Here is a 22,870-nt window from a genome sequence, read left to right on the forward strand (position 1 = left end):
TGAGGCCGGTGCGGTCAACCGAGACTGCGCAGGTAGTCCCAGGGATAAATCCCCCGCTCATGCCCATCGCTGAACACCAGCTGCACCCCATACCCCTGGACCTCGATCCGCGCCACCCGCACATCCTCGCCCACCAGCGAAATCGCACCCTTCAACCGTGCTGCCCGGCACTGTGAACATGGGCAGGCACCGCGCAGCCGGGCGTGGCTGATCAACTGCTCAGCCTCACCCCACTGCACCAGCAGCTCACCGCGTTCGCGGTGGTTGCGCAAGGCGCTGGGCGCGCCCATCACACCGCCCCTTGCAATTGCGCCAAGGCAATGCGCACGGCCTTGCGCACTTCCGGGTCGCTGTCGGCCTCGGCCGCCTGCAACGCCGGCAATGCCCGGGCTTCACCCAGCTCGCCCAGCGCCAGTGCGGCTTCCTTGCGCAGGTTGGCGATGCCATGGCCCAGCAATTGCGCCAGCCCATCCAACGCGGCAGCATGGCGCAGCCGGCCCAAGGCCCGCGCCGCGCGCAAGCGGACCTGCCAATAGCTGTCGCCCAGCGCCGCGATCAAGGCCTGGCCCGCTGCAGCCTGGCCGACCTTGCCCAGGGTGGTCGCCGCCTCTTCACGCACCTGCCAGGCCTCGTCGGCCAGGGCGCCGATAAGCGCCGGCAGCACACCGGCATCCCGGGCCAGGCCCAACGCACCAATGGCGGCGCGGCGCACGTCGGTATCCGGCTCGTTGGCCGCCAGTTGCGCCAGCGCGGGCAAGGCCGGCGCATGCTTGAGCCAGCCGAGGATGCCCACCGCTTCGCGGCGCACACCGGCATCCACATCCGTCAACGCCTGCAACGCAGGCACAGCGGCGTCCTCCAGGCGCAGCTCGCGCAGGGCGCGCAAGGCGCTGGCCCGCACGAAGGCATCGGCATGGCTGGCCCAGGGCAGGATCAGTTGCCCCGCCTCCTGGGTCTTGAGCTCACTGAGGCTCTGGGCGGCCGCCAGGCGCACCGGCTCGGCGGGGTCGGCCAATGCGGCGCACAGGCCCTGCACCACTTCCGGCGCCTCCCAGGCTTCGAGCAAGCGCGCGGCTTCGGCGCGCACATCAGCATTGGCGTCGACCAACAGCGCATCGGTGAGCCAAGGCAGGCCGTCCGGGTCTTCCAGGTCGGCCAGTTCGATCAGGGCGATGCGTCGCACGCCGGCATCAAGGGCGTTCAGGCGTGGCAGCAGTTCGATGATGTCGGGGTTGTCCGTGATTCGTTCAGTCATAGCGCAATCCGCAGCGGAGGATGGTCGGTGTCGGGCAGGCCCAAGGGTGTCAGGCGCGGCAGTTCGCGTCCTTCTTCATGGCGCAGCAACGCCAGGCAATGGCGTTTGAGGTGGGTGAATGCAGGGCTGGTCAGCAGGCTCGCTCGCCGCGGGCGGGCGAAGTCCAGCCGCAGATCTTCGATAAAACGCCCAGGCCGGGGGCTCATCACCAGGAGGCGGTCGGCCAGGAACAGCGCCTCATCGATGTCATGGGTAACGAACACCACCGTGGTGCGGATGCGCGCCCAGATATCCAGCAGCAGTTCCTGCATGCGCGCACGGGTCTGCGCATCGAGGGCGCCGAACGGTTCGTCCATCAGCAGCAGGCGCGGGCGGTTGATCAGTACCCGAGCGATCTCGGCGCGTTGCTGCATGCCGCCGGACAACTGACTGGGCCAGCGTTGGGCGAAATCACCCAGGCCGACCAGTTGCAGCATCTCGGCGGCCTGATGTCGACGCTCGGCCTTGCCCAGCCCCTGCATCTTCAAGCCGAAGGCCACGTTGTCTAGCACGCGGAGCCAAGGCAGCAGCGTGTGATGCTGGAACACCATGCCGCGTTGCGGCGAAGGGCCGTCGACCGCTTGCCCGTCCACCAACAACTGGCCGCCGGCCGGCGTCAGGTGCCCGGCCAGTGCGCCGAGCAACGTGGACTTGCCGCAGCCGGACGGTCCGAGGATGCACACGAACTCGCCCGGGGCGATGGCAAAGTCCAGCGCCTGCACCGCTTCGAAGGTGTCACGCCCATGGCCCAGGCGAATCGACAAACCCTGCGCTTCGATACGCCCGGGCACCTGTTGATAACTGCTCATCACGCACGCCTCCGTATCCAGGGCGTGGCCAGCGCGCCAAGGTGCTTGACCAGCGCGCTGCTGCCCATGCCCAGCACGCCGATCAGCAGCATGCCGACGATGATGTCGGGGTAGTTCTGCAAGGTGTAGGACTCCCAGGTGTAGTAACCGATACCGAACTGCCCGGCGATCATCTCGGCAGTCACCAGGCAGAACCACGAGGTGCCCATGCCGATGGCCAGCCCCGTGACGATGCTCGGCAGCGCGCCCGGCAGCACCACTTCGCGCAGGATCGCCCAGCGCCCGGCGCCCAGGCTGCGCGCCGAGGCCACCAGGCGCGGGTCGATCGCCTCGACGCCGTGCACGGTATTGAGCAGGATCGGGAACAGCGCACCGGTGAAGGTGATGAACACCATCGACAGCTCCGAGGAGGGGAACATCAGGATCGCCAGCGGGATCCAGGCCACCGCCGGGATCGGCCGCAACACTTCCAGCGGCGGCATCAGCGTGTCCTCCAGCCACTTCGAGCGACCGATCAACAGGCCCAGGCTCACCCCCAGCAGCGCCGCCACGCCGTAGCCGGCGAACACCCGCGCCAGGCTGCTGCCCAGGTGCGCCAGCAGGGCATTGGAGGCCAGCAGTTGCCAGGCGGCGTCGAGCACCGTGCCGGGCGTGGGCACGTAGGTGAAGGTGAACAGCAGCAGGTCCAGCTTGTGGCTCGCGGCCAGCTGCCAGAACAGCAGGCAGGCCAGCAGCGACGCCAGGCGCAGGGGCCAGCGCGCAAGGTCACGGGTCATGGCGGCGGCTCCCGATCAGCGCTGGGCCAGCAGCTTCTGGTTGGCCTGCACGAAGTCCAGCGCTTCGCCGCCATGGGCCTTGGCGTACTGCTCGGCCTGGTCCTTGAGCAGGAAAACCGCCAGCTGGCCCTGGCCGTTGCGCACGAACCAGGCCTGGTTGGCCAGCAGCTTGATGCCGCTGTCGGCGGCCTGGGCGTAGATCGCGCGGATATCCTTGCCCTCCTGTTCCAGCTGGGCCAGGGCGCTGAGCGCGGCTTCCGGGGAGGCGTAGTGGCGCACCTTGTCCTCGCCGCGTACCCAGATTTGCGCCAGGCGGCTGAAGTCGGTGATGGGCTTGCCGGTCGCGGCATCATTGGCCTTGAGTGGCAGCGGGTCGTAATTTTTCAGGGCCTTGTCGTAGTCCTGCCCGGCCTGCTTGTAGGCGCTGCGGATGTACTGGTCATCGATGAACTGCGCGGTGTCCAGGCCCCGGTCGGTCTTCTTCAGCAGCTTGAGGGTGTCGATGGAGGTGGCCACGGCCTGGCGGTACTCGGGCTTCCAGGTGAGGTCGCGGGTCTGCAGGCCGAGCGGGCCGTGGAACAGGTAGTTCACCTCGGCTTCGATGCCGGTGACTTTCTCGATCAGCTCGCTGTACTTCTCGGGCTCGGCGGCGAGCAGGCGGTCGGCTTCCAGGCTCGCTCGCAGGTAGGCGGTGACCACTTCCGGGTACTTTTTCGCGTAGCTGGCGTCCACCAGCGCGCCATGGAAGGTCGGGGCGTTGGCCTGGGCGCCATCGTAGATCTTGCGGGCGAAGCCGCGGTTGGGGAACAGCTCGGCAAAAGGCACGAAGTCGGCGTGGGCCTCGATGCGGTTGCTGCGCAGGGCGGAACCGGCGATCTCCGGGGCCTGGGCAATGATCTTGACGTCCTTCTGCGGGTCCCAGCCTTGGGCGGCGATCGCGCGCAGCAGCATGCCGTGGGCGGTGGAGGCGAACGGCACTGAGATGGTCTTGCCCTTGAGCTCGGCCAGCGACTGCACGCTGGAGGCGGCCGGCACCACGATGCCGTTACCGCTGCCGTGCACGCTGCCGGACAGCACGCTGATGAACAGGCTGCGCTTGCCGGCGTCGAGGTGGGCGACGCCGTTGAACGAGCCGGGGAAGTCGGCCATGGCGCCAAAGTCGAGCTTGCCGGCGACCATCTCGTTGGTCAGCGGCGCGCCGCTGGTGAAGTTCTTCCACTCGACCTGGTACTGGGCGTCCTTGTACTTGCCGTCATGGGGCAGGTATTTGTCGAGCAAGCCCAGCTCGCGGATCAACAGGCCGCCGGTGGCGCAGTTGATGGTGGTGTCCTGGGTGCCGATGGCGATACGGATGGTTTCGGCGCTGGCGTTCAGGCCGGTGATTGCCAGCGCAAGGCCGGCCACGGTTGCTACAAGGCGCATGGGTGTTTCCCCTCGAATCGTTTTGAGTATTGGAGTCGTCTCCGCCACCGGGCTGGGGTGGTGGGAAACGAGGGGCATTGCAGGTGGGCGTCCGGTGGTTCGGCCGGATGGCGGGGGTTCGGGTTCAGCGCAGCAGGTACGGGATATCGACCTTCACCGCGCCGGTGGGGCAGTCCTTCTCGCAGGGCATGCAGTACCAGCATTCGTCGAAGGCCATGTAGGCCTTCTGCGTGGCCGGGTTGATGGCCAACAGGTCCATGGGACACACCTCGACGCAGACCGTGCAGCCTTTTTCGGCGATGCATTTGTCTTCATCGATAGTCACCGGGGCGCTGCTGCGAAAGAAGATTTCCTGGGGTTGGTAGGCCATGTTCACGGGGTCCTTGGGGCCTTTGGCCCTCTTTATGGTTCATCGCCGGGGCTGCTGGCCCTATCGCTGGCAAGCCAGCTCCCACAAAAGCGCTATGCCCACCCTGTGGGAGCCGGCTTGCCGGCGAAAGGGCCGCTCAGCGGCCCCATTCACGCCGCGTCAGCCTTCACCCGCAGCCGGTCGTACGCGGTCTGTTCCTCGGCATCCAGCGGGATCAGGTACGGCTCCACCGCTTTCTTGAAGCTGGTCATCCCACCGTCCTCGCCCTTCTTCAGATGGCAATGCACGAACCACTCGCCATCATTGCGCTCGGGGAAATCAACCCGGTGGTGGTACAGCCCCCAGCGGCTCTCCTTGCGGAACAACGAAGCGCGCGCGGCCATCTCGGCGCAGTCGCGGATGACCGCAACTTCCATGGCACGCATCAGCTCATGGGGGTTGTTGGCCTTCATCTGCTCAAGATCGCGTTCGATTTCGGCGAAGCGCGCCAGGCCGATTTCCATCTTCTTGGTCACCTTGGGCGGCTGCAGGTAGTCGTTGACCATGCGGCGTAGCTTGTACTCGACCTGGGCCGGCGGCAGGCCGTGCTCACGCTGCAAGGGCGCGAACACCCGCGCCTGTTCGCGTTCGACCTGCTGCGTGTCGACCTCGGCGTACTCACGCCCGGCCACATACTGCGCGGCATTCACCCCGGCGAACCAGCCATAGGTGAACGCGCCGAGCATGTAGTTGTGCGGTACCGCGGCCATGTCGCCGGCGGCGTACAGGCCCTTGACGCTGGTCTCGGCCTTTTCGTTGACCCACACCCCCGAAGCCGAATGCCCGGAGCAGAAGCCGATCTCGGAGATATGCATCTCGACCATGTGCTGGCGGTAGTCGGTGCCACGCCCGGCGTGGAACTGGCCACGGCTGGGGCGCTCGTTGCTGTGCAGGATTTCCTCGATGTTCTGGATGGTTTCCTCGGCCAGGTGGTCGAGCTTGAGGAACACCGGGCCGTTGCCGCCTTCGAGTTCCTGGTGGAACTCCCACATCATCTGCCCGCTCCAGTAGTCGCACTCGATGAAGCGCTCGCCCTTGCTGTTGGCGGTGTAGCCGCCCAGGGGGCCGGTGACGTAGGCGCAGGCCGGGCCGTTGTAGTCCTTGATCAGCGGGTTGATCTGGAAGCATTCCAGGTTGGCCAGCTCCGCCCCGGCATGGTAGGCCATGGCGTAGCCGTCGCCGGCATTGGTGGGGTTTTCGTAGGTACCCATCAGGTAGCCCGACGAGGGCAGGCCCAGGCGCCCGGCGGCGCCGCAGGCAAGGACAACCGCCTTGGCGCGGATCACCCGGAACTCGCCCGAGCGGCAGTCAAAGCCCAGTACACCGGCGGCGGCGCCTTCGCCATCGAGCAGCACGCGGGTGCAGACCATGCGGTTGCTGATCTCCACCCGGGCGCGCTTGAGCTGGCGGTACAGCACCTTCTTGATGTCGTGGCCCTCGGGCATGGGCAGCACATAAGCGCCCATGTGGTGGACCTTCTTCACCGCGTAGTCGCCAGTTTCGTCCTTCTCGAACTTCACGCCCCAGCGGTCGAGCTGCTCGATGGTCTCGAAACTCTTGGTGGCGTAGGCATGCACCGCGGCCTGGTTGACGATGCCGTCGTTGGCGACGGTGATTTCCTTGGTGTACTGCTCGGGCGTGGCATGCCCGGGGATGATGGCGTTGTTCAGGCCGTCCATGCCCATGCTGATGGCGCCGCTGCGCTTGACGTTGGCCTTGTCCAGCAACAGCACGCGCAGGGTCTTGTCCTGCTCCTTGGCCTTGATTGCGGCCATGGGCCCGGCGGTGCCGCCACCGATGACGACGATGTCGTAATCCTGGGTCTGGATGCTCATGCCTTGCCTCCCTTCTGGCGGTCGATGCGCAGGCGGTACTGGAACGCGTCGCCACGGTAATAAAGGTGTTCGAAGTCCAACGGGGCGCCGTCGGCGGTGTGGGTGAGGCGCTCGATACGCATGATCGGCGCGCCCTCTTCCACCTCCAGGGCCTGGGTCAGGTCGCTGTCGGCGAGCACCGCATCGATTGCCAGGTCGGCATGGCCAAGGGCGATGCCGCAGTCGTTTTCCAGCAACAGGAAGATGTCGCGGGTGACCAGGTCGGCCTTCTCCAGCTTCTCGCCGACCGCCTGGGGCAGCCAGGTGATTTCCAGCGACACCGGCTCACGGTTGATCAGGCGCACGCGGCGGATTTCGGTAACCAGGCTGCCCTCCTCGACCTGCAGCCGCTGCGCGACCAATGCACTGGCCGGCACATGGCGGAAACTGCGCAGGCGGTTGAGCACTTCGTAGCCCATCTGCGTCATCGACTCGGCCAGGCCCTGCAGGGTGCTGACGTTCTGGAACGCCTTGGGCTTGGCGACAAAGGTGCCCTTGCCATGGATCTTGAAGATCAGCCCTTCCTTCTGCAGGTCGCCCAGGGCCTGACGCACGGTGATGCGGCTGACGTCGAAAGCCTTGCCCAGCTCGTTTTCCGAGGGCATGCGGCTGTGCGGTGGGTAGCTGCCGTCGAGGATGCGCTCGCGCAGCAGTTCCTTGAGCTGGGTGTAGAGCGGTACGGGAGAAAGCGGGAGCAATTCGGCCATGGTCTTCTCTGCTGGCTGACTTGTTATAACAAGTTGTGACCAGAAGATAGCGGGTATAAGCCCGGCCTGGAAAATACCGATATCGAATATGGTTAGAGCGCATCGCAGGGCAAGCCCGCTGCAACGGGCGCGCGATCGCACAGCCAGGGAAAAACACTCCTATATCAAGGCGATGGACGCCACCAACGCAGATGGGTATCATGCGCCCCGTTGCACTCGTAGCTCAGCTGGATAGAGTACTGCCCTCCGAAGGCAGGGGTCGTGGGTTCGAATCCCGCCGAGTGCGCCATGACTTCGCGCTGCCACCCGTGTGTTTTCACCGATGGCGGCAAACAAAAGCCCCGCTCAGATCGCTCTGGCGGGGCTTTTGCGTTTCCGGGCCTCAGCCCTGCACGATGATCTGGCCTTGCAGGTCCCTGACCATGGTTTCAATGACTGGCTTCATCGCCTTGAACTCTTCAGGCGTGCACACCGCCTTCGGATGCTTGAACTGCATGCGCCGCTCGACCACCACGGCATTGCCATCGCGCGTGTAACGGGCACTGTAGTCGAAGCTTCCTTCCTTCACGGCAACGGCCTTGGGCGTCGCCAGGACGGTGACTTCGGCAGGGAACTCGAAGCGCGACTTCTCCACCGTTTCGTTGGAAATGCAGACGAAGCCCTGGGTGCGTTCGTTTTCAGCGGCAAAACCATAGACCATCTGCGAGATGCCACCGACCAGGCTGCTCAGTGCTGGAAGCCCCACTGGCCCTGGCAGGTTCACCAGGTTCTCGGTATGGCCCTGGACCTGGCTGTGGAAGTGCTCCGGCGCCACCGATGGCTGGATCAGGATCTTGCCGCTACCTCGCTGCCCGTAGGCATTGAGCACCTGCTCGACCATACGGTCGAGATCTGCCGGTTTCATCGACTTGGCGCCATAGCGGTTGACCTCGCTGGCCCAACCCTCGATCGTCGAAGCGCCGGTGAAGTCCGCGGCGCCCGTGCCCTTGACCTTGAACAGCATCTCACCGACCTGCTTGCCGAACTGCGAGGCCGGGGTCTTGCCGAATTCGCCCGAGGCGGTCAGCAGCGTCGTCTTGTCCAGGTCCATCAGCGGCAGGTAGCCGGCGGCCACCGACGGGTCGGTCGAGTCCAGGTACAGATCCAGGCTCGGTACGTAGGTCAACACATGGTTGAGCACGCCCAGGGTCGGCACCTTGGGCAGGTGATAGGCATTGCCGAGGTTGATCAGGGCAGGCGAGCTTTCGATGGCCGCGGCCTTGAGCAACGCCTCGAGCAGGGCGACATGGTCCTTGCAGTCGCCATAGCGGTTGTCCAGCACGCTCTGCGCCGAATGCGGAACCACCCCGCCGGCACCGACATAGACCGCCACGTAGCGGATGTTCTCACGCACCCAGTCACTGAGCTTGAGCGCCTTGGCCCGGGCATCGGGCAGGTTCGCCGTCAACTGCTCGGCCAGTGCGGCGATGGCCGGCGTCACTTCCACCCCAGCGCGCGCCTGGTAGCTGGCGGCAAGCCCAGCGTAATCCTTGAAGGTCGACACCGCGAGGTACTGGCCATAGTCCAGGTAGGACACGGCGCTCGCCTCGATCCTGGCCCTGTCGGCGGGCACGAAGTCCCAGCGGTAGACCTTGCGGCCCTTGCCGGCCTTGGGCGAGGACGCCTTGAAACCACGGGCATCAGCGTACAGCGGCAGATCCGCCGGCAGGTCGTAGATCAGCGAGAACTGCTCCACGGGGTGGAAATCCGGGCCGGTGAGGTCCTCGAAGTGGCCGGGGAACAGCGCAGTGTTGCGATGGCGCTTGTAACGCAGCACCAGGCGATCGCCGACGGCCACTTCCGGGAAGATCACCACCTTGACCCGGGAGTCCTGGAACATCGGCGCGTAGGTGGACGCCTGCTCCTGCTGCTCCTTGATCTGCGAGGCATCGACCATCACCTTGCGCCCATCGGGCTTCTGGGTGAAGGCTTCGTCGACCTCCAGGGTTTCGTACGAGCGGTTGTAGCTCAGCGGCTGCTGGGCCTTGGCCTGGATGGCCCGCTCTTCGTTGATGCGCGAGATCGACTCGACCGCCACCTGGAAGCTGCCGTCGGCCTGCACGGTGAAGGTCTGCACGACCTTTTCCAGGCTGACAGAGTGGTCGGTGCCATCGTCCCGGGCCTGGGCGGGCGTGATGCAGGCAAGGGTGACGGCCAGCACCCCGGCCAGGGGTGCAAGGTAAGACGTGAACATGAGGATCCTTCTCTCGTAGAACGGGTTATTGCAAAAAACGCTAATGATACGCATTTTTGTCATAAAGCTGCAGGCCGCGCCGTAGATGAAAGCTTGCACGTTTGTGCGGAAATGCACATTGCCACCTCTCCCGCGCCAGTAGTCATTGGTGATAGCGTGGGCATCTTCCGTTTGCGTAACCGGTCACCCTCCACCCCTTGCAAAGGAATGCGCACACCCATGCCATTTACCAAGCTATCCGCCGCATCGCTCCTGCTGGCCAGCGTGGCCATGTTCTCGATCCCGGCCCAGGCCAACCTCTCCCAGCAGCAGTCCGCCGCCATCATCAAGGCCTACGACGGCAGCGATCCGGCCGACTTCAAGCAGTTCCTCGGCAAGCTGGCCGGCAGCGACCTGGCCAAGGCCGACAAGCTGGACGACACCCTCAAGCTGTACCTGGCCGGCAAGCCCCTGGCTGCCGAGCAACAGGACGAGATCAACCGCCTGCTGGGCCTGTACACCCGCATCAAGTACGGCAAGGCCGCCAAGGAGACCCTGCGCGAGCTGGTGGAGATCCCGACCGTTCGCAAAGAGGGTGTGCCGCAGCACGAAAACCCGGATTTCCTCAAGATCGCCGACAAGATCAAGGCCCTGGCCGAGGGCTTCGGCCTGCAGTTCCGCAATATCGACAACCGCGTCTACGAGATAACCCTCGGCGAGGGCAAGGAAGTCATCGGCATCCACGCCCATGCCGACGTGGTGCCTGTCACACCGGAAAACTGGAAGCTCAAGGACGGCACCAAGCTCGACCCGTTCAAGGTCACCCTGGTGGGCGACCGCATGTATGGCCGCGGCACCGAGGACGACAAGAACGGCATCGTCGTGGCGCTCTACGCGCTGAAAGTAGCCAAGGACGAAAAGCTGCCACTGGCGCGCCAGTTCAAGCTGCTGGTGGACACCACCGAGGAAACCACCGGTGACGCCATTCCCTACTACTTCGAACGCAACGCCACCCCCGACTACAACCTCGCGCTGGACGGCGGCTACCCGGTGGTGATCGCCGAGAAGGGCTATGGCACCGTCATGGCCACCTTCGCCAAGCGTGCCGGTGATGGCAAAGGCGCCGAGGTGATCAACCTCACCGGCGGCCTGGCCACCAACCAGATCCCCGGCAGCTCGGTGGCGACATTGACCGGCGACAAGCCGGCCGAGCTGGCCAAGGCCCTGGAAAAAGCCGGCGCGGCCTACGCCAAGCGCCATGGCGGTGACTTCAGCATCGACGCCAAGGTCGACGGCAAGCAGGTGCTGCTGACCGTGACCGGCGTGTCGGCGCACTCCTCCGAGCCCGAGTCCGGGGTCAACCCGGTGGCGCGCATGCTCGACTTCCTCAATGGCCTGGGCAAGGAGGTGCCGCTCAAGCACAACCACATCACCGACGCCGCCCGCTACGCCGCCGACAACTGGGGCCTGGACTACCTGGGCAACAAGCTTGGCGTGGGCTTCAAGGACAACTTCATGGGCCCGCTGACCACCTCGCTGACCTTCGTCGGCCTGGATGACAAGGCGCTGAAGCTGGCGGTGAACCTGCGCATTCCCAAAGGCAAGTCGCTCGACACCCTCAAGGGTGAGATCTCCGGCAAGCTCGACAGCTGGGTTGCCAAGAGCCAGACCAAGGTGGCCTTCGACTACAGCATGGACGAGCCGATGTACCGCAACCCCGAAGGCGAGTGGGTCAAGGCCCTGCTGGCCGTGGCCAGCGAGAACCTGGGCATGAAGCACGAGTACGGCACCTCCGCTGGCGCCACCTCGGTGCACGACCTGCCCAACGGCGTGCAGTTCGGCCTGGCCATGCCGGATGTGAAGTACACCGGGCACAACGACAACGAGTTCAAGACCGTGGAGCAGTTCATGCTCGACCTGCAGATCGTCAGCGAGATGGTGGCGCGGATCGGGCAGATGCCGAAGCTCTGAGCCTTCTCAAAGGGCCGCTTTGCGACCCTTTCACTGGCTAGCGCCCTCAGCCCCTGGAGAACTGCCGCTGCAAGCAACAGTCTTGTGTTGCTTGCACTGGCCTCATCGCCGGCAAGCCGGCTCCCACAGGTACAGCGCTGACCTTGAAGATGGCGCGATCGATGTGGGAGCCAGCTTGCCGGCGATTGGGCGGCGCAGCAGCCCCGCTTCACCGATGACGTTTTTCAATCACCTCGATGCCGTTTCCTGCATTGCCGTGCAGAGCGCCGTGCCGGATGCTTTATTTACTCCGACACAGCGCTTTTTCACCCACCGAGGCCCGTATGAAGAACGTCGAACAAATCCTCAAAGCCAAGTCCCAGCATCAAACCGTCTACACCATAGGCCCTGATGACTCGGTGCTGGATGCCTTGAAGCTGCTGGCGGAGAAGAACGTCGGTGCATTGCCGGTGATGGAAAACGATCAGGTCGTAGGCATCGTCAGCGAGCGCGACTATGCCCGCAAACTGGTACTCAAGGGACGCTCGTCGGCTGCCACGCCGGTACGGGAAATCATGAGTTCGCCGGTGGTCACCGTGGAGCCCAAGCAGAACCTCGAGTACTGCATGAACCTGATGACCAACCGCCACCTGCGCCACCTGCCGGTAGTAGACAACGGCAAACTGCTGGGGTTGCTGTCGATCGGCGACCTGGTGAAGGAAACCATTGCCGAGCAGGCCAACCTGATCCTGCAGCTTGAGCAATACATCCGCGGCGAATGATCCCGCTCAGTGGTAAGCGCGCTCCAGCTCGTCCAGTTGATGGTCGAAGCTGCGCAGGCGCGCCGACCAGGTGTACACCAGCACTTCCAGATCGCGATTGAGCACGGCGGTATTGCCGCCCTCGCGCACCGGGGCATCGCACAGGTCCAGCTGATAGCGCTCGCGGGCCATCGCCGTGGCCACGCTGGACAAGTCGCGGGCATTGGCCAGCCAGTGATGGTGGTGGTCGTGCACCTCGCGGTCGAGTTCCCGGCACTGGCGCTTGAGGGCGTCGAGGCTCTGCTCCAGCGGTGTGCCCTTGAGCTCGCCCATCACCTCCTCGAAGGTGCGCCCGGAGTGCCAGTAGCTGCCCCAGAAGTAGCGGTCGAACACCGTCTCGACCCGGCGCAGGGCGACCTTGGTGTTCCAGATGGTCAGCAACGTTCGCCCCTGGGCCACCTCACGCTTGTTCAGGTGCAAATGCTGCCAGGCGATCCAGGCCAGGCCGCAGAGCGCCACCGCCGCGGTAACGGCGGCGGCGGCATAGAGAAACTGCACGGCCTGGTTCATCTGGTGGGTGTGCCGTATACCGTAGAAGTAGCCGGCGGTCAGGGTGCCCAGGATCGTCACGGTGCACCAGAATCCTGGTGCGTAGGGATCTTTCATCGCGCCATCCCCTCTTGTTTTACCTGAGCATAGCAACGGCCCGATCACCCATCAGGTGCCGCTCGGCGCTTTATTTGCGGGGGCGACGCAGCGCTTCGTTGAGTTGGTCGAAGGGTACCGCCCAATCGGCGTCCTCTATGATGCTTTCCTTCAAAAAGGTTCTTTGCGCCTCGGTCCAGAACGGTGCGTCCACCAGCTTGATCTCATTCTTCAACGGCGAATGAGTGGTAATGAACTGGTCGATGCTGGTGGCATCGTCCGCCAGCCCCAGTTGCTTGAACAGGTCGGCAAATGGATGGTTCGGTGCTTCCATGATTCCTCCTCGGGCCGGGCGGGTCGTCCACGACGCCAACCCGGCGTTGGTTGCGAGCATCAGCTCAGTTCGCGCACTTCGGCGTGCGGCACCAGCTTCAAGTATTGCTCCATGCTCATGTGGATCAGATGATCGTGGTCACCTGCCTCGAGGTAGACATCGCCCTGGCGGGTAAGACTCCGGTCGAGCAGCATGGGAATGTTGTAGGCGTCGCCCAGGGCCGGGATGGCGCCGCGCTCGCAATCGCCGAACAGGCTCGGCAGGTTGCTTTCGCGGGTCAGCTGCCAGGCCCCGGTCATGCGCACCTCGGTCATGTCCAGATGCCGGTTGGCCGGCAGCACGGCCATGATGAAGTTGCCATGGCGGTCATCAAGCATCACTGACTTGGCGACCCGCTCGGCGGGTACGCCGGCCGTGCGCGCCGACTCAAGGCTGGTGGCCGAGTGGGGATGGGGAATGATGTCGTAGTCGCAGTTGGCCTGGTCCAGGCGCTGCTGAAGGGTCTTGGCCATACGCATGATGCACCTCCGGTTTTGCCCCCACCCTCAAGTTTAGGCCGTGGCCCGGCAGGCACGGCTAAACTTCAAGGACAGGTCTGCATGAGGTGACGACAGGTGATCGCCCAGCGCTGGCGCATGCTGCTGTTGCTGTTGATCCTCGGCTTCGCGCCGGGTGGCCAGAGCGCGCCTGGCGCAAATGTATGGCTGTTGAGCGTCGATGATGCCATCGGCCCGGCCAGCGCCGACTACCTGCTGCGTGGGCTGGACCAGGCGCAGGCACAAGGCGCGCAACTGGTGGTGATCCGCCTCGATACCCCCGGTGGGCTGGACAGCGCCATGCGCCAGATCATCAAGGCGATCCTGGCAAGCCCCGTGCCGGTGGCCACCTACGTCGCCCCGGGTGGGGCCAGGGCAGCCAGCGCCGGCACTTACATCCTCTACGCCAGCCATATCGCGGCCATGGCCCCAGGGACCAACCTCGGCGCCGCGACGCCAGTCCAGGTCGGCGCTCCCGGCAAAGCTGAACAACCCGCCACGAACAGCGAAGAAGGCACACTGGCACGTAAACAGGTCAATGACGCCGCCGCCTACATCCGTGGCCTGGCCCAGCTGCGCGGGCGCAACGCCGACTGGGCGGAGAAGGCCGTGCGCGAGGCTGTCAGCCTGTCGGCCAGCGAAGCCCAGCGCTTGCAGGTAATCGACCTGGTCGCCGCTGACCTCCCCGACCTGCTGCGCCAGCTCGATGGCAAGTCACTGCTCGTCGCAGGCCAGACCGTGCAACTGCGCACCCATGAGGCCAGCGTGACCGAACACCTGCCGGACTGGCGCACCCGCCTGCTGGCGGTGATCACCAACCCCAGCGTGGCGCTGATCCTGATCATGATCGGCGTGTACGGCCTGCTGTTCGAATTCATGAACCCGGGCTCCGGGGTCGGCGGCGTGGTCGGCGGCATCTGCCTGCTGCTGGCGCTGTATGCCCTGCAACTGCTGCCGGTGAGCCATGCCGGGGTGGCGTTGATCCTGCTCGGGGTGGCGTTCATGGTCGCCGAGGCGTTCCTGCCCAGCTTCGGCGTGGTCGGCTTCGGCGGCATCGTCGCCTTCGTCGTCGGGGCGGTGATCCTGATGGACACCGACGCCCCTGGCTTCGGCATTCCGCTGGCGCTGATCATCAGCCTGGCAGTGCTCTCGGCGCTGTTGCTCGGCGGCGTGCTGGGCATGGCGGTGAAAGCGCGCCGGCGCGCCCTGGTCAGCGGCGATGCCGGGCTGGTGGGCAGCCTGGTCACGGTGACGCAGGTGCGCACCGACAACCCGTTCTGCGGTTCGGTACAGGCCCAGGGCGAACAGTGGCAGGTGCAGTGTGCGACACCACTGCAACCTGGCCAGCACGTGCGAGTGACGGCCCGTCATGGTGTGACCCTGGAGGTCAGCGCCACTGCGCCCACGGCGCAAGGAGAGTAGACGATGTTCATGCAATTCGGTTTCAGCGCCGTACTGGTGCTGCTGGCCATACTGCTGCTGTCGGCGCTGCGCATCCTGCGCGAGTACGAGCGCGGCGTGGTGTTCCAGCTCGGGCGTTTCTGGCAGGTCAAGGGCCCGGGCCTGATCATCCTGATTCCGGGAATCCAGCAGATGGTGCGCGTCGACCTGCGTACCGTGGTGCTCGATGTGCCGCCCCAGGACGTGATCACCCGCGACAACGTCTCGGTCAAGGTCAACGCCGTGCTGTACTTTCGCGTGCTCGACCCACAGAAGGCGATCATCCAGGTCGAGGACTTCCTCGCCGCCACCAGCCAGCTGGCCCAGACCACCCTGCGGGCGGTGCTCGGCAAGCACGAGCTGGACGAACTGCTGGCCGAGCGCGAACAGTTGAACTCGGATATCCGCGAAGTGCTGGACGCGCAGACCGACGCCTGGGGCATCAAGGTGGCCAACGTCGAGATCAAGCACGTCGACCTCAACGAGTCGATGATCCGCGCCATTGCCCGCCAGGCCGAGGCCGAGCGTGAACGACGGGCCAAGGTGATCCATGCCGAAGGTGAGTTGCAGGCGTCGGAGAAACTCATGCAGGCGGCGCAGATGCTGGGCAAGGAGCCGGGGGCGATGCAACTGCGCTACATGCAGACGCTGGGTTCGATTGCCGGAGACAAGAGCTCGACCATCGTGTTTCCACTGCCGTTGGACTTGCTCAAGGGGCTGGTGGACCGGCAGCGCTGATGGGGCCTCTGGGAGGCCCCAGTACAGTTCAGATCGGCGCGCGGCGCAGGGTGGCGAGGAAGGTCGCCGCGCCAATGAACAATCCGGCAAAGGTACGGTTCAGGCGTTTCTGCTGCTTCGGCGTACGCAACAGGCGCAGCACCCGCGAAGCCAGGCCGGTGTAACCCGCCATCACCAGCATGTCGACGCTGATCATGGTCACGGTGATCGCCACGTACTGCGGCAGCAACGCCTCGTGCGGGTTGATGAACTGCGGCAGCACCGCGAGCATGAACACCAGCGCCTTGGGGTTGCTGACGTTGACCAGGAAGCCACGGAACACCAGGCTCAGCGGCTTGCCGATCGGCCGCACGCCGGACTCGTCGCTCATGTCCATCGGCAGGGCTTGCCATTGTTTGTAGGCAAGGTAGACCAGGTAGGCGACGCCGAACCACTTGATGACCTGGAAGGCCGTGGCGGAAGCGGCGAGGATGGCGCCGACACCGGCGGCGATGACGGCGATCTGCACGATCAGGCCCAGTTGCAGGCCCAGGGCGTTCCAGTAACCACGCCAGAAACCGTACTGCAGCCCGCTGGACATCGAGGCGATCGCCCCGGCACCCGGCGACAGGCTGATCACCCAGCACGCGGCAAAGAAGGCCAACCACGTTTCCATCGACATCGCACACCTCGCTCGAACAATTGTTACAAAGCGTTAAGCTACGGTGCTGGCGAAAAAATAACCAGTAAATTCTGCGACTTCAGTCGGTTTCGATCGATTCCGGCTTGACCGCAGTGGTGGCCTCGGCGCCACGCCAACGGCGCACGGCTTTCTGGAAGAACTGGCTGTTGGGCACCTGCACCAGTGCGCCACCCGCTTCCGGCGTTTCCATCAGCGTGGTGTACAGCAGGTTGATGGCGATCACCCGGCCCTTCACCCCCGGTTTGTCGAGGGTATCGACCAGCTCGACCACATCGCCGATACGAAACGGCCCGACGGTGAAGATCAGCACCGCGCACAGCAGGTTGGACAGCACGCTCCAAATAGCGAAGAACGCCACCGCCGCCACCGCGACGAAGCCCGACAGCGCGGTCCACAGCACCGTGGCCGATACACCCAGGCGCTCGAGCACGAACAACAGCGCGCTGCCCATGATCAGCCAGCGCAAGGCGCCGCGCACCGGCACCATCAGCTCGTGCGGCAACGGGTAGCGTTCGCCCAGGCTTCTCAACCCGCGAGCGACCATGCGCTGCAGGACGAACGCGGCGATCAGGATCAGCAGAATCTGCAACCCCAGCCACATCGAGTCCATCCACTGCCCCGGTAACAGCGAGCGCAGCTCCTCCATCAGGACAGCGCCTCGAGTTCGGCCTGCATGCTTTCAAGGGTTTCCAGGGCCTCCATCCAGGCCTCCTCAAGCTCGCCTTCGCGTTGCTTGAGCTTGGTCTGGCGCGCCAGCAGGTCGCGCAGTTCGTCCTTGCGCGCAGCCTCGTACACGCCACCGTCGCCCAGGGCGGTCTCGACCTCGGCCAGGTCCTTGTGCACCTGGTTGAGCTCGGTCTCCAGCTTGTCGGCCGCCTTCTTGTGCGGCGCCAACTGCTGGCGCAGCGCCGCGGCCGCCTGGCGCTGGGCTTTCTTGTCGGTCTTGTCCGGGTTGGCCGGCGTGCTGCTCACCGGCGCGTTGCGCTGGCGGAACTCGACCAGCCAGCGGCTGTAGTCGTCGAGGTCGCCGTCGAAGGTATCGACCTTGCCGTCGGCCACCAGCAGGAAGTCGTTGGTGGTGCTCTTGAGCAGGTGACGGTCGTGGGAGACCACCACCACGGCACCCGCGAATTCCTGCAGCGCCATGGTCAGCGCCAGACGCATCTCGAGGTCCAGGTGGTTGGTCGGCTCGTCGAGCAGCAACAGGTTCGGCCGCTCCCAGGCGATCAACGCCAGGGCCAGGCGGGCCTTTTCGCCACCGGAGAAGTTCACCACCGGTTCGTCGACACGGTTGCCATGGAAGTCGAAACCACCAAGGAAGTCACGCAGGGTCTGCTCGCGCTCACCCGGGGCAATGCGCTGCAGGTGCAGCAGCGGGCTGGCCTTGTCGTCCAGCGAGTCGAGCTGGTGCTGGGCGAAGTAGCCGACGGCGAGGTTTTCGCCACGCACCAGGCGCCCGGACAATGGCTGCAGCTCACCGGCGAGGTTCTTGATCAGGGTCGACTTGCCCGCGCCGTTGGGGCCGAGCAGACCGATGCGCGCACCCGGCGCCAGCTGCAGCTTGACCTTCTCGAGGATGGCCTTGTCGCCATAGCCCAGACGGCCTTCGGACAGGTCGAGCAAGGGGCTGGAGATCTTCTCGGACTCACGGAAAACGAAGTCGAAGGGCGAGTCGACGTGAGCCGCCGACAGCTCCTCCATGCGCTCCAGGGCCTTGATCCGGCTCTGCGCCTGGCGGGCCTTGGTGGCCTGGGCCTTGAAGCGGGCGATGTACTTTTCCATGTGCGCGCGCTGCGCCTGCTGCTTCTCGTAGGCCTGCTGCTGCTGCGCCAGGCGTTCGGCGCGGGTGCGCTCGAAGGCGCTGTAGCCGCCCTTGTAGAGATTGAGCTTGCGCTGTTCGACGTGCAGCACATGGTCGACCACGGCATCGAGGAAGTCGCGGTCGTGGGAGATCAGCAGCAGAGTGCCCGGGTAGCCCTTGAGCCAATCCTCCAGCCAGAGGATGGCGTCGAGATCCAGGTGGTTGGTCGGCTCGTCGAGCAGCAGCAGGTCGGACGGGCACATCAGGGCCTGGGCCAGGTTCAGGCGCATCCGCCAGCCACCTGAGAAGTCGCCGACGCGGCGGTCCATCTGCTCGTTGCTGAAGCCAAGGCCGGCCAGCAACTTGCGGGCGCGGGCGTCGGCGGTGTAGCCGTCGGCGCTGTCCAGTTCACTGTGCAGGCGCGCCAGGGCAGTGCCATCGTGGGCCAGTTCGGCGGCGGCCAGATCTGCCTGGACCTTGCGCAGGCGCACGTCGCCATCGAGGACATAGTCCACGGCGATACGGTCGAGGGTATCGACCTCCTGGCGCATATGGGCGATGCGCCAGTCGCCGGGCAGCTGGCAGTCACCGGCATCGGGCGACAGCTCGCCGCGCAGCAAGGCGAACAGGCTGGATTTGCCGGCACCATTGGCACCGATCAGGCCGGCCTTGTGGCCGGTGTGCAGGGTCATCTCGGCGCCTTCTAGCAGGCGCTGGGGACCACGCTGTAAAGTGAGGTTCGATAGTCTGATCATGATGGTCGCGGAGTCTACCAGCTTCCCCGATCACTGGCGCGAGTGAAACCATGCACACCGACCTGTGGAATCATGCCCTGGCCCTGTATGCCCGGCCGGGTGTCGAGGCAGCTTGCCTGGCCCTCCAGGAACTGGGCGGCGATGTCTGCCTGCTGCTTTGCGGCACCTGGCTACAGGCCCGCGGCATAGCCCCCGACGAACAACGGATTGCCATCCTGCAGGCGCTGGCTCGGCCCTGGCAGCGCGATGTTGTGGCGCCGCTACGCGCCCTGCGCCGGCAGTGGCGCGAACACGCGCTGGCCGACCCGCAACTGGGCGTGATGCGTGAGCAGGTGAAAGCTCTGGAACTGCAGGCTGAACGCTCCTTGCTGGAACGCCTGGAGGCGTTGGCGCGTGAGTGGCCGGCACAAGCGGGCGCAGCGCCGGACTGGCTGGCCCGGCTGGCGCCGGACCAGGCCCGGGACCACGACGCGCTGCATCAGCTGCGCGCCGCGGCCCGTGGGCTTCAGGACGCCGAAGTCGGCGACTGAGTCGGAGTGCCGGTGGCCGCAGGCGCGGTGCCGCCGGTCACTGGCGCCGGAGTGGCGCTGGCGGCCGGAGTGGCAGGCTTGCTTTCGGCGGGTTTGCTGGCGGCAGGTTTGGCCGGGGCTTTGGCGGCGGCCGGTCTGGCTGCAGGTTTGGCTGCCGGCTTCGGGGCGGCTTTGGCAGCAGCAGGCTTGGCCACTGGCTTGGCGGTGGCAGGCTTCGCCGGGGCCTTGGCGGCAGCAGGCTTGGTCGCTGGCTTGGCGGCAGCAGTCTTCGCCGGAGCCTTGGCAGCAGCAGGCTTGGCCGCTGGCTTGGCAGCCGGTTTGGCGGCGGCAGTCTTCGCCGGAGCCTTGGCGGCAGCAGGCTTGGCCGCTGGCTTGGCAGCCGGTTTGGCCGCGGCAGTCTTCGCCGGAACCTTGGCGGCAGCGGGCCTGGCCGCTGGCTTGGCAGCCGGTTTAGCGGCGGCAGTCTTCGCCGGAGCCTTGGCGGCAACAGGCTTGGCCGCTGGCTTGACGGCTGGCTTGACGGCTGGCTTGGCGGCGGCTGGCTTGGCGGCGGCAGTCTTGGTCGCTGCCTTGGCAGCAGCAGGCTTGGCCGTTGGACGGGTTGCCGGCTTGGCAGCAGCCTTGACCGGGGCTTTGGTTGCAGCGGGCTTGGCGGCAGCTTTCGGTGTTGCCGTACGTGCGCCCAGGGCCTTGGCGGCCGCCTCTCGCACCTTGCCGACACCCTGGGCCAGCTTCAGGCTCTCCTGGGCATCACGCTTGAGTTGCTGGATATAAGTACGGGTCTGCGCCTGGCGATCCTTGAGCGAATCGAGCAAGTCTTCAAGTTCGCCAGCAGCTTTTTGTGCCTTGCCTTGTGCCTTGGCTTTACCGGCCTTGGCGGCGTCCTGCAACTTCAGGCGGGCGTTGTGGAGTTTTTCCTGGGCCTTGCCACGTTGTTTTTCCAACTTGGCCAAGAGTTTCTCGGCATCCGCCAGCGCTTGGGAGCAGGCATCTTCCAAATGTTCGAGCAGGCTGCCCGAAAGTTGCTGGAGCAGGTGCAACGGCGTACTTACTGGCTTCTTTTTGGCCGACATGGTTTACCTCCTGGCTGACGAGAGTGCGGCTCATACTATGCTTCTGCTGCTACCGCCGCTAGGGCATGTTGACAGTCTCGGTAGCGCCGCGTTGCATGCCTGGGCAAAGTTGTTGTCTTGCAGCTGGAAACAAGTGTAGTTGCCCATTAGTGCAGTGCCGATATTTACACATCTCTGGCCAACAACGCTGGCATACTTCGCGCTCATTGCCGCAGGAGACCTCCATGCCTCGTTATCTGATTCTCGGCCTGTGCCTGGTGACGCCGCTCTCCCTGGCCAATGCCGAGACCGCCCCGGTCAACGACAGCGACCTGGCCTATAGCCTGGGCAGCAGCCTCGGTGAACGGCTGCGTCAGGAGGTGCCCGGCCTGCAGCTCGACGCACTGGTCGAAGGGCTGCGCCAGGCCTACCAGGGCGAGCCGCCACGGATTGCCAAGTCACGCATGCAGGCCATCCTCGAACAGCACGAAACACAAGCCAACGCCGCCGCCGAGCAGGCCCAGGTGGACAAGCTGGTGGAGGCCGAAAAGCGCTTCATGGCTGGCGAGCGGACCAAGGCTGGGGTGCACGAATTGCCCGAAGGGATTCTCTACAGCGAACTGGCCAGCGGCACCGGCGCACAACCCAAGGCCACCGGTCGTGTGCAGGTACGGTACGTGGGCAAGCTGCCCGATGGCACGGTATTCGACCAGAACCTGCAGCCGCAGTGGTTCAAGCTGGATTCGGTGATCGCGGGATGGCAGGTGGTACTGCCACGGATGAAAGCGGGGGCCAAATGGCGCCTGGTGATTCCGTCGGCACAAGCCTATGGCGCCGACGGTGCGGGTGACCTGATCGCGCCCTACACCCCGCTGGTGTTCGAGATCGAGTTGATGGCCGTGGCCGATTGAATCAGGCCTGCACCGCGTCCTCTTGCTTGTGGGCGGTGTGCAACACTTCGATCAGGCAGTCTTCCAGCTCGAAGCGCTCGTGCAACAGGCTGCCGAGCTTGGCCAGTTTCTCGGCGAAACGCTCGGTATCCCTGCACTCGCCCTTCTCGCAATGGTCATTGAAAGCCAGGGCGATCTGGGTGCTGTCATCGATGCGTGGGTTGATCTGTTGCGCCAGCTCCAGCGCGCCGGTATCGCCAAATGCCTTGGCCTCACTGACCAGTTGCTCGCTGACTTCGAAATGCCAGGCCGAGACGTAGTCGACCAGCACGGCGCAGAAATCGCGGTTCTTCTCTTTGTCGGCAAACGCCGGCTTGGCATCGCGCAGGGCGCGGAAGGCTTGCACCAGTTCCTGGCGCTCCTCCAGCCAACGGTCGATCAGCTTGTGAACACCGCCCCAGCGTTCCTGGGCGTTCTGGCAACTATCGAGCATGGCGATCTCTTCCCTTCTGGGTAGATGCCGCTGCACCTCGCGACACAACACCGTGGCACAAAGGTGACATCAGCAAACGGCATCGAGCAGTTGTATTTTCGGTATGCGTGCTGGGAGATTATTCCCGCGCGACCTGCCCATCAAGGTACGCAGCAGACTAAGTTCATACAAGCGTTTAATCCCTCTGCCGGCCACCACTGGTCGCGCAATCCCCGGCTCGTTGCGCTGGATCAAGCCACCGCGCCGTGGCGCAATCGATACACCACCAGCCACGACAGTGGTTGCGCGGCCAGCAACAGGAACGCCAGCAGGCTCCATTCAGGCAGGGTCAGGTCGAGAAAGCTCCAGTTGATCGACACGCATTCCGGGCTGCCCAGCAGGAAGGTTCGCAGGATCTCGCCCCAGGGACGCTCCATCAGGTGCGCCAGCGGCAGATGACAACCGCTGAGCGGCAACGGCTCGGCCTGCAACCAGACATGTCGACCGGCCAGCAAGGCGCCGGCAACCGAGAACCCCAAGGCCAACCGGGCATGCAATCGCTGCTGACCGGCGTGGACGACCGCACCCAGGCAAGCCAGCGCATAGAGCCCCAGCATCAGGCGCTGGCTGAAGCACAGCGCGCAAGGGTCGAGGCCGATCACGTTCTCGAGGCGAAACGACGCCACCAGCACAGCGACGGCGGCCAGGAAGGCGGGAAAGAAAAAGCTGCGCAGGCAGGCCAGCGACATGGGCGAAGGTGATCCGAAAAGAGGAGATGTGG

General features: G+C 65.0%; 24 protein-coding genes and 1 tRNA gene. 7 read left to right on the top strand and 18 right to left on the bottom strand.

The features are described from left to right. Positions 1–14: 14 nt before the first annotated feature. From ACQ4OD_RS23030 to ACQ4OD_RS23065, 8 genes are all read right to left on the bottom strand, one after another. Positions 15–290, bottom strand: coding sequence for a DUF971 domain-containing protein (locus tag ACQ4OD_RS23030; RefSeq protein WP_198754959.1), 276 nt, complete (start codon positions 288–290; stop codon positions 15–17). Next, positions 290–1,255 (bottom strand): HEAT repeat domain-containing protein, encoded by a 966-nt coding sequence (locus ACQ4OD_RS23035; protein ID WP_430944992.1) that lies wholly within the window; start codon positions 1,253–1,255, stop codon positions 290–292. Before ACQ4OD_RS23035 ends, ACQ4OD_RS23030 begins: the two co-directional genes overlap by 1 nt. Then, positions 1,252–2,103, bottom strand: coding sequence for an ABC transporter ATP-binding protein (locus ACQ4OD_RS23040; RefSeq protein ID WP_110697111.1), 852 nt, complete (start codon positions 2,101–2,103; stop codon positions 1,252–1,254). Before ACQ4OD_RS23040 ends, ACQ4OD_RS23035 begins: the two co-directional genes overlap by 4 nt. After that, entirely contained in the window at positions 2,103–2,879 is a 777-nt protein-coding gene (locus ACQ4OD_RS23045; RefSeq protein WP_139674468.1) for an ABC transporter permease, read from the bottom strand. The genes ACQ4OD_RS23040 and ACQ4OD_RS23045 overlap by 1 nt, the downstream gene beginning before the upstream one ends. A gap of 15 nt (positions 2,880–2,894) precedes the next feature. After that, positions 2,895–4,301 (bottom strand): ABC transporter substrate-binding protein, encoded by a 1,407-nt coding sequence (locus tag ACQ4OD_RS23050; RefSeq protein ID WP_430944993.1) that lies wholly within the window; start codon positions 4,299–4,301, stop codon positions 2,895–2,897. A 124-nt stretch (positions 4,302–4,425) separates the two neighbouring features. Beyond that, positions 4,426–4,671: a 4Fe-4S dicluster domain-containing protein gene (locus tag ACQ4OD_RS23055; protein WP_008096634.1), complete on the bottom strand. Its 246-nt coding sequence runs from the start codon at positions 4,669–4,671 to the stop codon at positions 4,426–4,428. Between the two features lie 149 nt (positions 4,672–4,820). After that, the gene (locus ACQ4OD_RS23060) at positions 4,821–6,545 is read right to left on the bottom strand and encodes a fumarate reductase/succinate dehydrogenase flavoprotein subunit (RefSeq protein ID WP_102683503.1); all 1,725 of its coding nucleotides are present in this window, start codon (positions 6,543–6,545) and stop codon (positions 4,821–4,823) included. Then, complete coding sequence (locus tag ACQ4OD_RS23065) at positions 6,542–7,291, bottom strand: GntR family transcriptional regulator (RefSeq protein WP_102683504.1); 750 nt, start codon at positions 7,289–7,291, stop codon at positions 6,542–6,544. Before ACQ4OD_RS23065 ends, ACQ4OD_RS23060 begins: the two co-directional genes overlap by 4 nt. Before the next feature lie 212 nt (positions 7,292–7,503). Between ACQ4OD_RS23065 and ACQ4OD_RS23070 the strand changes: the two genes are divergently transcribed. Next, positions 7,504–7,580: transfer RNA gene (locus tag ACQ4OD_RS23070), tRNA-Arg, on the top strand. A gap of 93 nt (positions 7,581–7,673) precedes the next feature. On the opposite strand, the gene ACQ4OD_RS23075 is transcribed toward ACQ4OD_RS23070, so the two are convergent. Continuing rightward, positions 7,674–9,524: a DUF3857 domain-containing transglutaminase family protein gene (locus tag ACQ4OD_RS23075; RefSeq protein ID WP_430944994.1), complete on the bottom strand. Its 1,851-nt coding sequence runs from the start codon at positions 9,522–9,524 to the stop codon at positions 7,674–7,676. A gap of 219 nt (positions 9,525–9,743) precedes the next feature. Here ACQ4OD_RS23075 and ACQ4OD_RS23080 point away from each other — a divergent pair, with 219 nt between their 5' ends. After that, positions 9,744–11,474, top strand: a complete 1,731-nt coding sequence (locus ACQ4OD_RS23080; protein WP_430944995.1) for a dipeptidase — start codon at positions 9,744–9,746, stop codon at positions 11,472–11,474. Positions 11,475–11,797: 323 nt separating this feature from the next. Then, positions 11,798–12,235: a CBS domain-containing protein gene (locus ACQ4OD_RS23085; RefSeq protein WP_110697101.1), complete on the top strand. Its 438-nt coding sequence runs from the start codon at positions 11,798–11,800 to the stop codon at positions 12,233–12,235. Between the two features lie 6 nt (positions 12,236–12,241). Here the strand turns inward: ACQ4OD_RS23085 and ACQ4OD_RS23090 are convergent, their stop codons facing one another. From ACQ4OD_RS23090 to ACQ4OD_RS23100, 3 genes are all read right to left on the bottom strand, one after another. Beyond that, on the bottom strand, positions 12,242–12,880 hold the full coding sequence (locus tag ACQ4OD_RS23090) for an NADH:ubiquinone oxidoreductase subunit N (RefSeq protein ID WP_102683508.1): 639 nt from the start codon (positions 12,878–12,880) through the stop codon (positions 12,242–12,244). Between the two features lie 70 nt (positions 12,881–12,950). Then, a complete protein-coding gene (locus ACQ4OD_RS23095) occupies positions 12,951–13,193 on the bottom strand; it encodes a DUF2789 domain-containing protein (RefSeq protein ID WP_023629226.1) in 243 nt (80 codons plus the stop codon). A gap of 59 nt (positions 13,194–13,252) precedes the next feature. Beyond that, positions 13,253–13,711 carry an aminoacyl-tRNA deacylase gene (locus ACQ4OD_RS23100; protein ID WP_023629227.1) on the bottom strand — a complete coding sequence of 153 codons (459 nt, stop codon included), beginning with the start codon at positions 13,709–13,711 and terminating at the stop codon, positions 13,253–13,255. A gap of 117 nt (positions 13,712–13,828) precedes the next feature. Here ACQ4OD_RS23100 and ACQ4OD_RS23105 point away from each other — a divergent pair, with 117 nt between their 5' ends. Both ACQ4OD_RS23105 and ACQ4OD_RS23110 read left to right on the top strand, forming a co-directional pair. Continuing rightward, a complete protein-coding gene (locus ACQ4OD_RS23105; RefSeq protein WP_430944998.1) occupies positions 13,829–15,151 on the top strand; it encodes an NfeD family protein in 1,323 nt (440 codons plus the stop codon). 3 nt (positions 15,152–15,154) lie between these two features. Then, a complete protein-coding gene (locus tag ACQ4OD_RS23110) occupies positions 15,155–15,907 on the top strand; it encodes a slipin family protein (protein WP_110697097.1) in 753 nt (250 codons plus the stop codon). 28 nt (positions 15,908–15,935) lie between these two features. On the opposite strand, the gene ACQ4OD_RS23115 is transcribed toward ACQ4OD_RS23110, so the two are convergent. The 3 genes from ACQ4OD_RS23115 to ACQ4OD_RS23125 all read right to left on the bottom strand — a co-directional run bounded on the left by ACQ4OD_RS23115 (position 15,936) and on the right by ACQ4OD_RS23125 (position 19,145). Further along, positions 15,936–16,568 (bottom strand): LysE family transporter, encoded by a 633-nt coding sequence (locus tag ACQ4OD_RS23115; protein WP_110697095.1) that lies wholly within the window; start codon positions 16,566–16,568, stop codon positions 15,936–15,938. Between the two features lie 79 nt (positions 16,569–16,647). Further along, the gene (locus ACQ4OD_RS23120) at positions 16,648–17,235 is read right to left on the bottom strand and encodes a mechanosensitive ion channel family protein (protein WP_110697093.1); all 588 of its coding nucleotides are present in this window, start codon (positions 17,233–17,235) and stop codon (positions 16,648–16,650) included. After that, a complete protein-coding gene (locus ACQ4OD_RS23125) occupies positions 17,235–19,145 on the bottom strand; it encodes an ATP-binding cassette domain-containing protein (protein ID WP_102683511.1) in 1,911 nt (636 codons plus the stop codon). Before ACQ4OD_RS23125 ends, ACQ4OD_RS23120 begins: the two co-directional genes overlap by 1 nt. A gap of 50 nt (positions 19,146–19,195) precedes the next feature. On the opposite strand from ACQ4OD_RS23125, the gene ACQ4OD_RS23130 reads away from it, so the two are divergent. Then, complete coding sequence (locus ACQ4OD_RS23130; RefSeq protein ID WP_430944996.1) at positions 19,196–19,675, top strand: TIGR02444 family protein; 480 nt, start codon at positions 19,196–19,198, stop codon at positions 19,673–19,675. Here ACQ4OD_RS23130 and ACQ4OD_RS23135 read toward each other — a convergent pair. Then, positions 19,651–20,748, bottom strand: a complete 1,098-nt coding sequence (locus ACQ4OD_RS23135) for an AlgP family protein (RefSeq protein WP_430944997.1) — start codon at positions 20,746–20,748, stop codon at positions 19,651–19,653. The genes ACQ4OD_RS23130 and ACQ4OD_RS23135 overlap by 25 nt on opposite strands. Before the next feature lie 224 nt (positions 20,749–20,972). Between ACQ4OD_RS23135 and ACQ4OD_RS23140 the strand changes: the two genes are divergently transcribed. Next, complete coding sequence (locus tag ACQ4OD_RS23140; protein ID WP_258599683.1) at positions 20,973–21,638, top strand: FKBP-type peptidyl-prolyl cis-trans isomerase; 666 nt, start codon at positions 20,973–20,975, stop codon at positions 21,636–21,638. Between the two features lies 1 nt (position 21,639). On the opposite strand, the gene rsd is transcribed toward ACQ4OD_RS23140, so the two are convergent. Together rsd and ACQ4OD_RS23150 are read right to left on the bottom strand one after the other, a co-directional pair. Next, complete coding sequence (gene rsd / locus ACQ4OD_RS23145) at positions 21,640–22,110, bottom strand: sigma D regulator (RefSeq protein ID WP_198754952.1); 471 nt, start codon at positions 22,108–22,110, stop codon at positions 21,640–21,642. A 230-nt stretch (positions 22,111–22,340) separates the two neighbouring features. Then, on the bottom strand, positions 22,341–22,838 hold the full coding sequence (locus tag ACQ4OD_RS23150) for a disulfide bond formation protein B (protein ID WP_139674496.1): 498 nt from the start codon (positions 22,836–22,838) through the stop codon (positions 22,341–22,343). Between the last annotated feature and the right edge of the window lie 32 nt (positions 22,839–22,870).

Source organism: Pseudomonas sp. WC1 (genome assembly GCF_050586565.1).
Lineage (GTDB): Bacteria > Pseudomonadota > Gammaproteobacteria > Pseudomonadales > Pseudomonadaceae > Aquipseudomonas.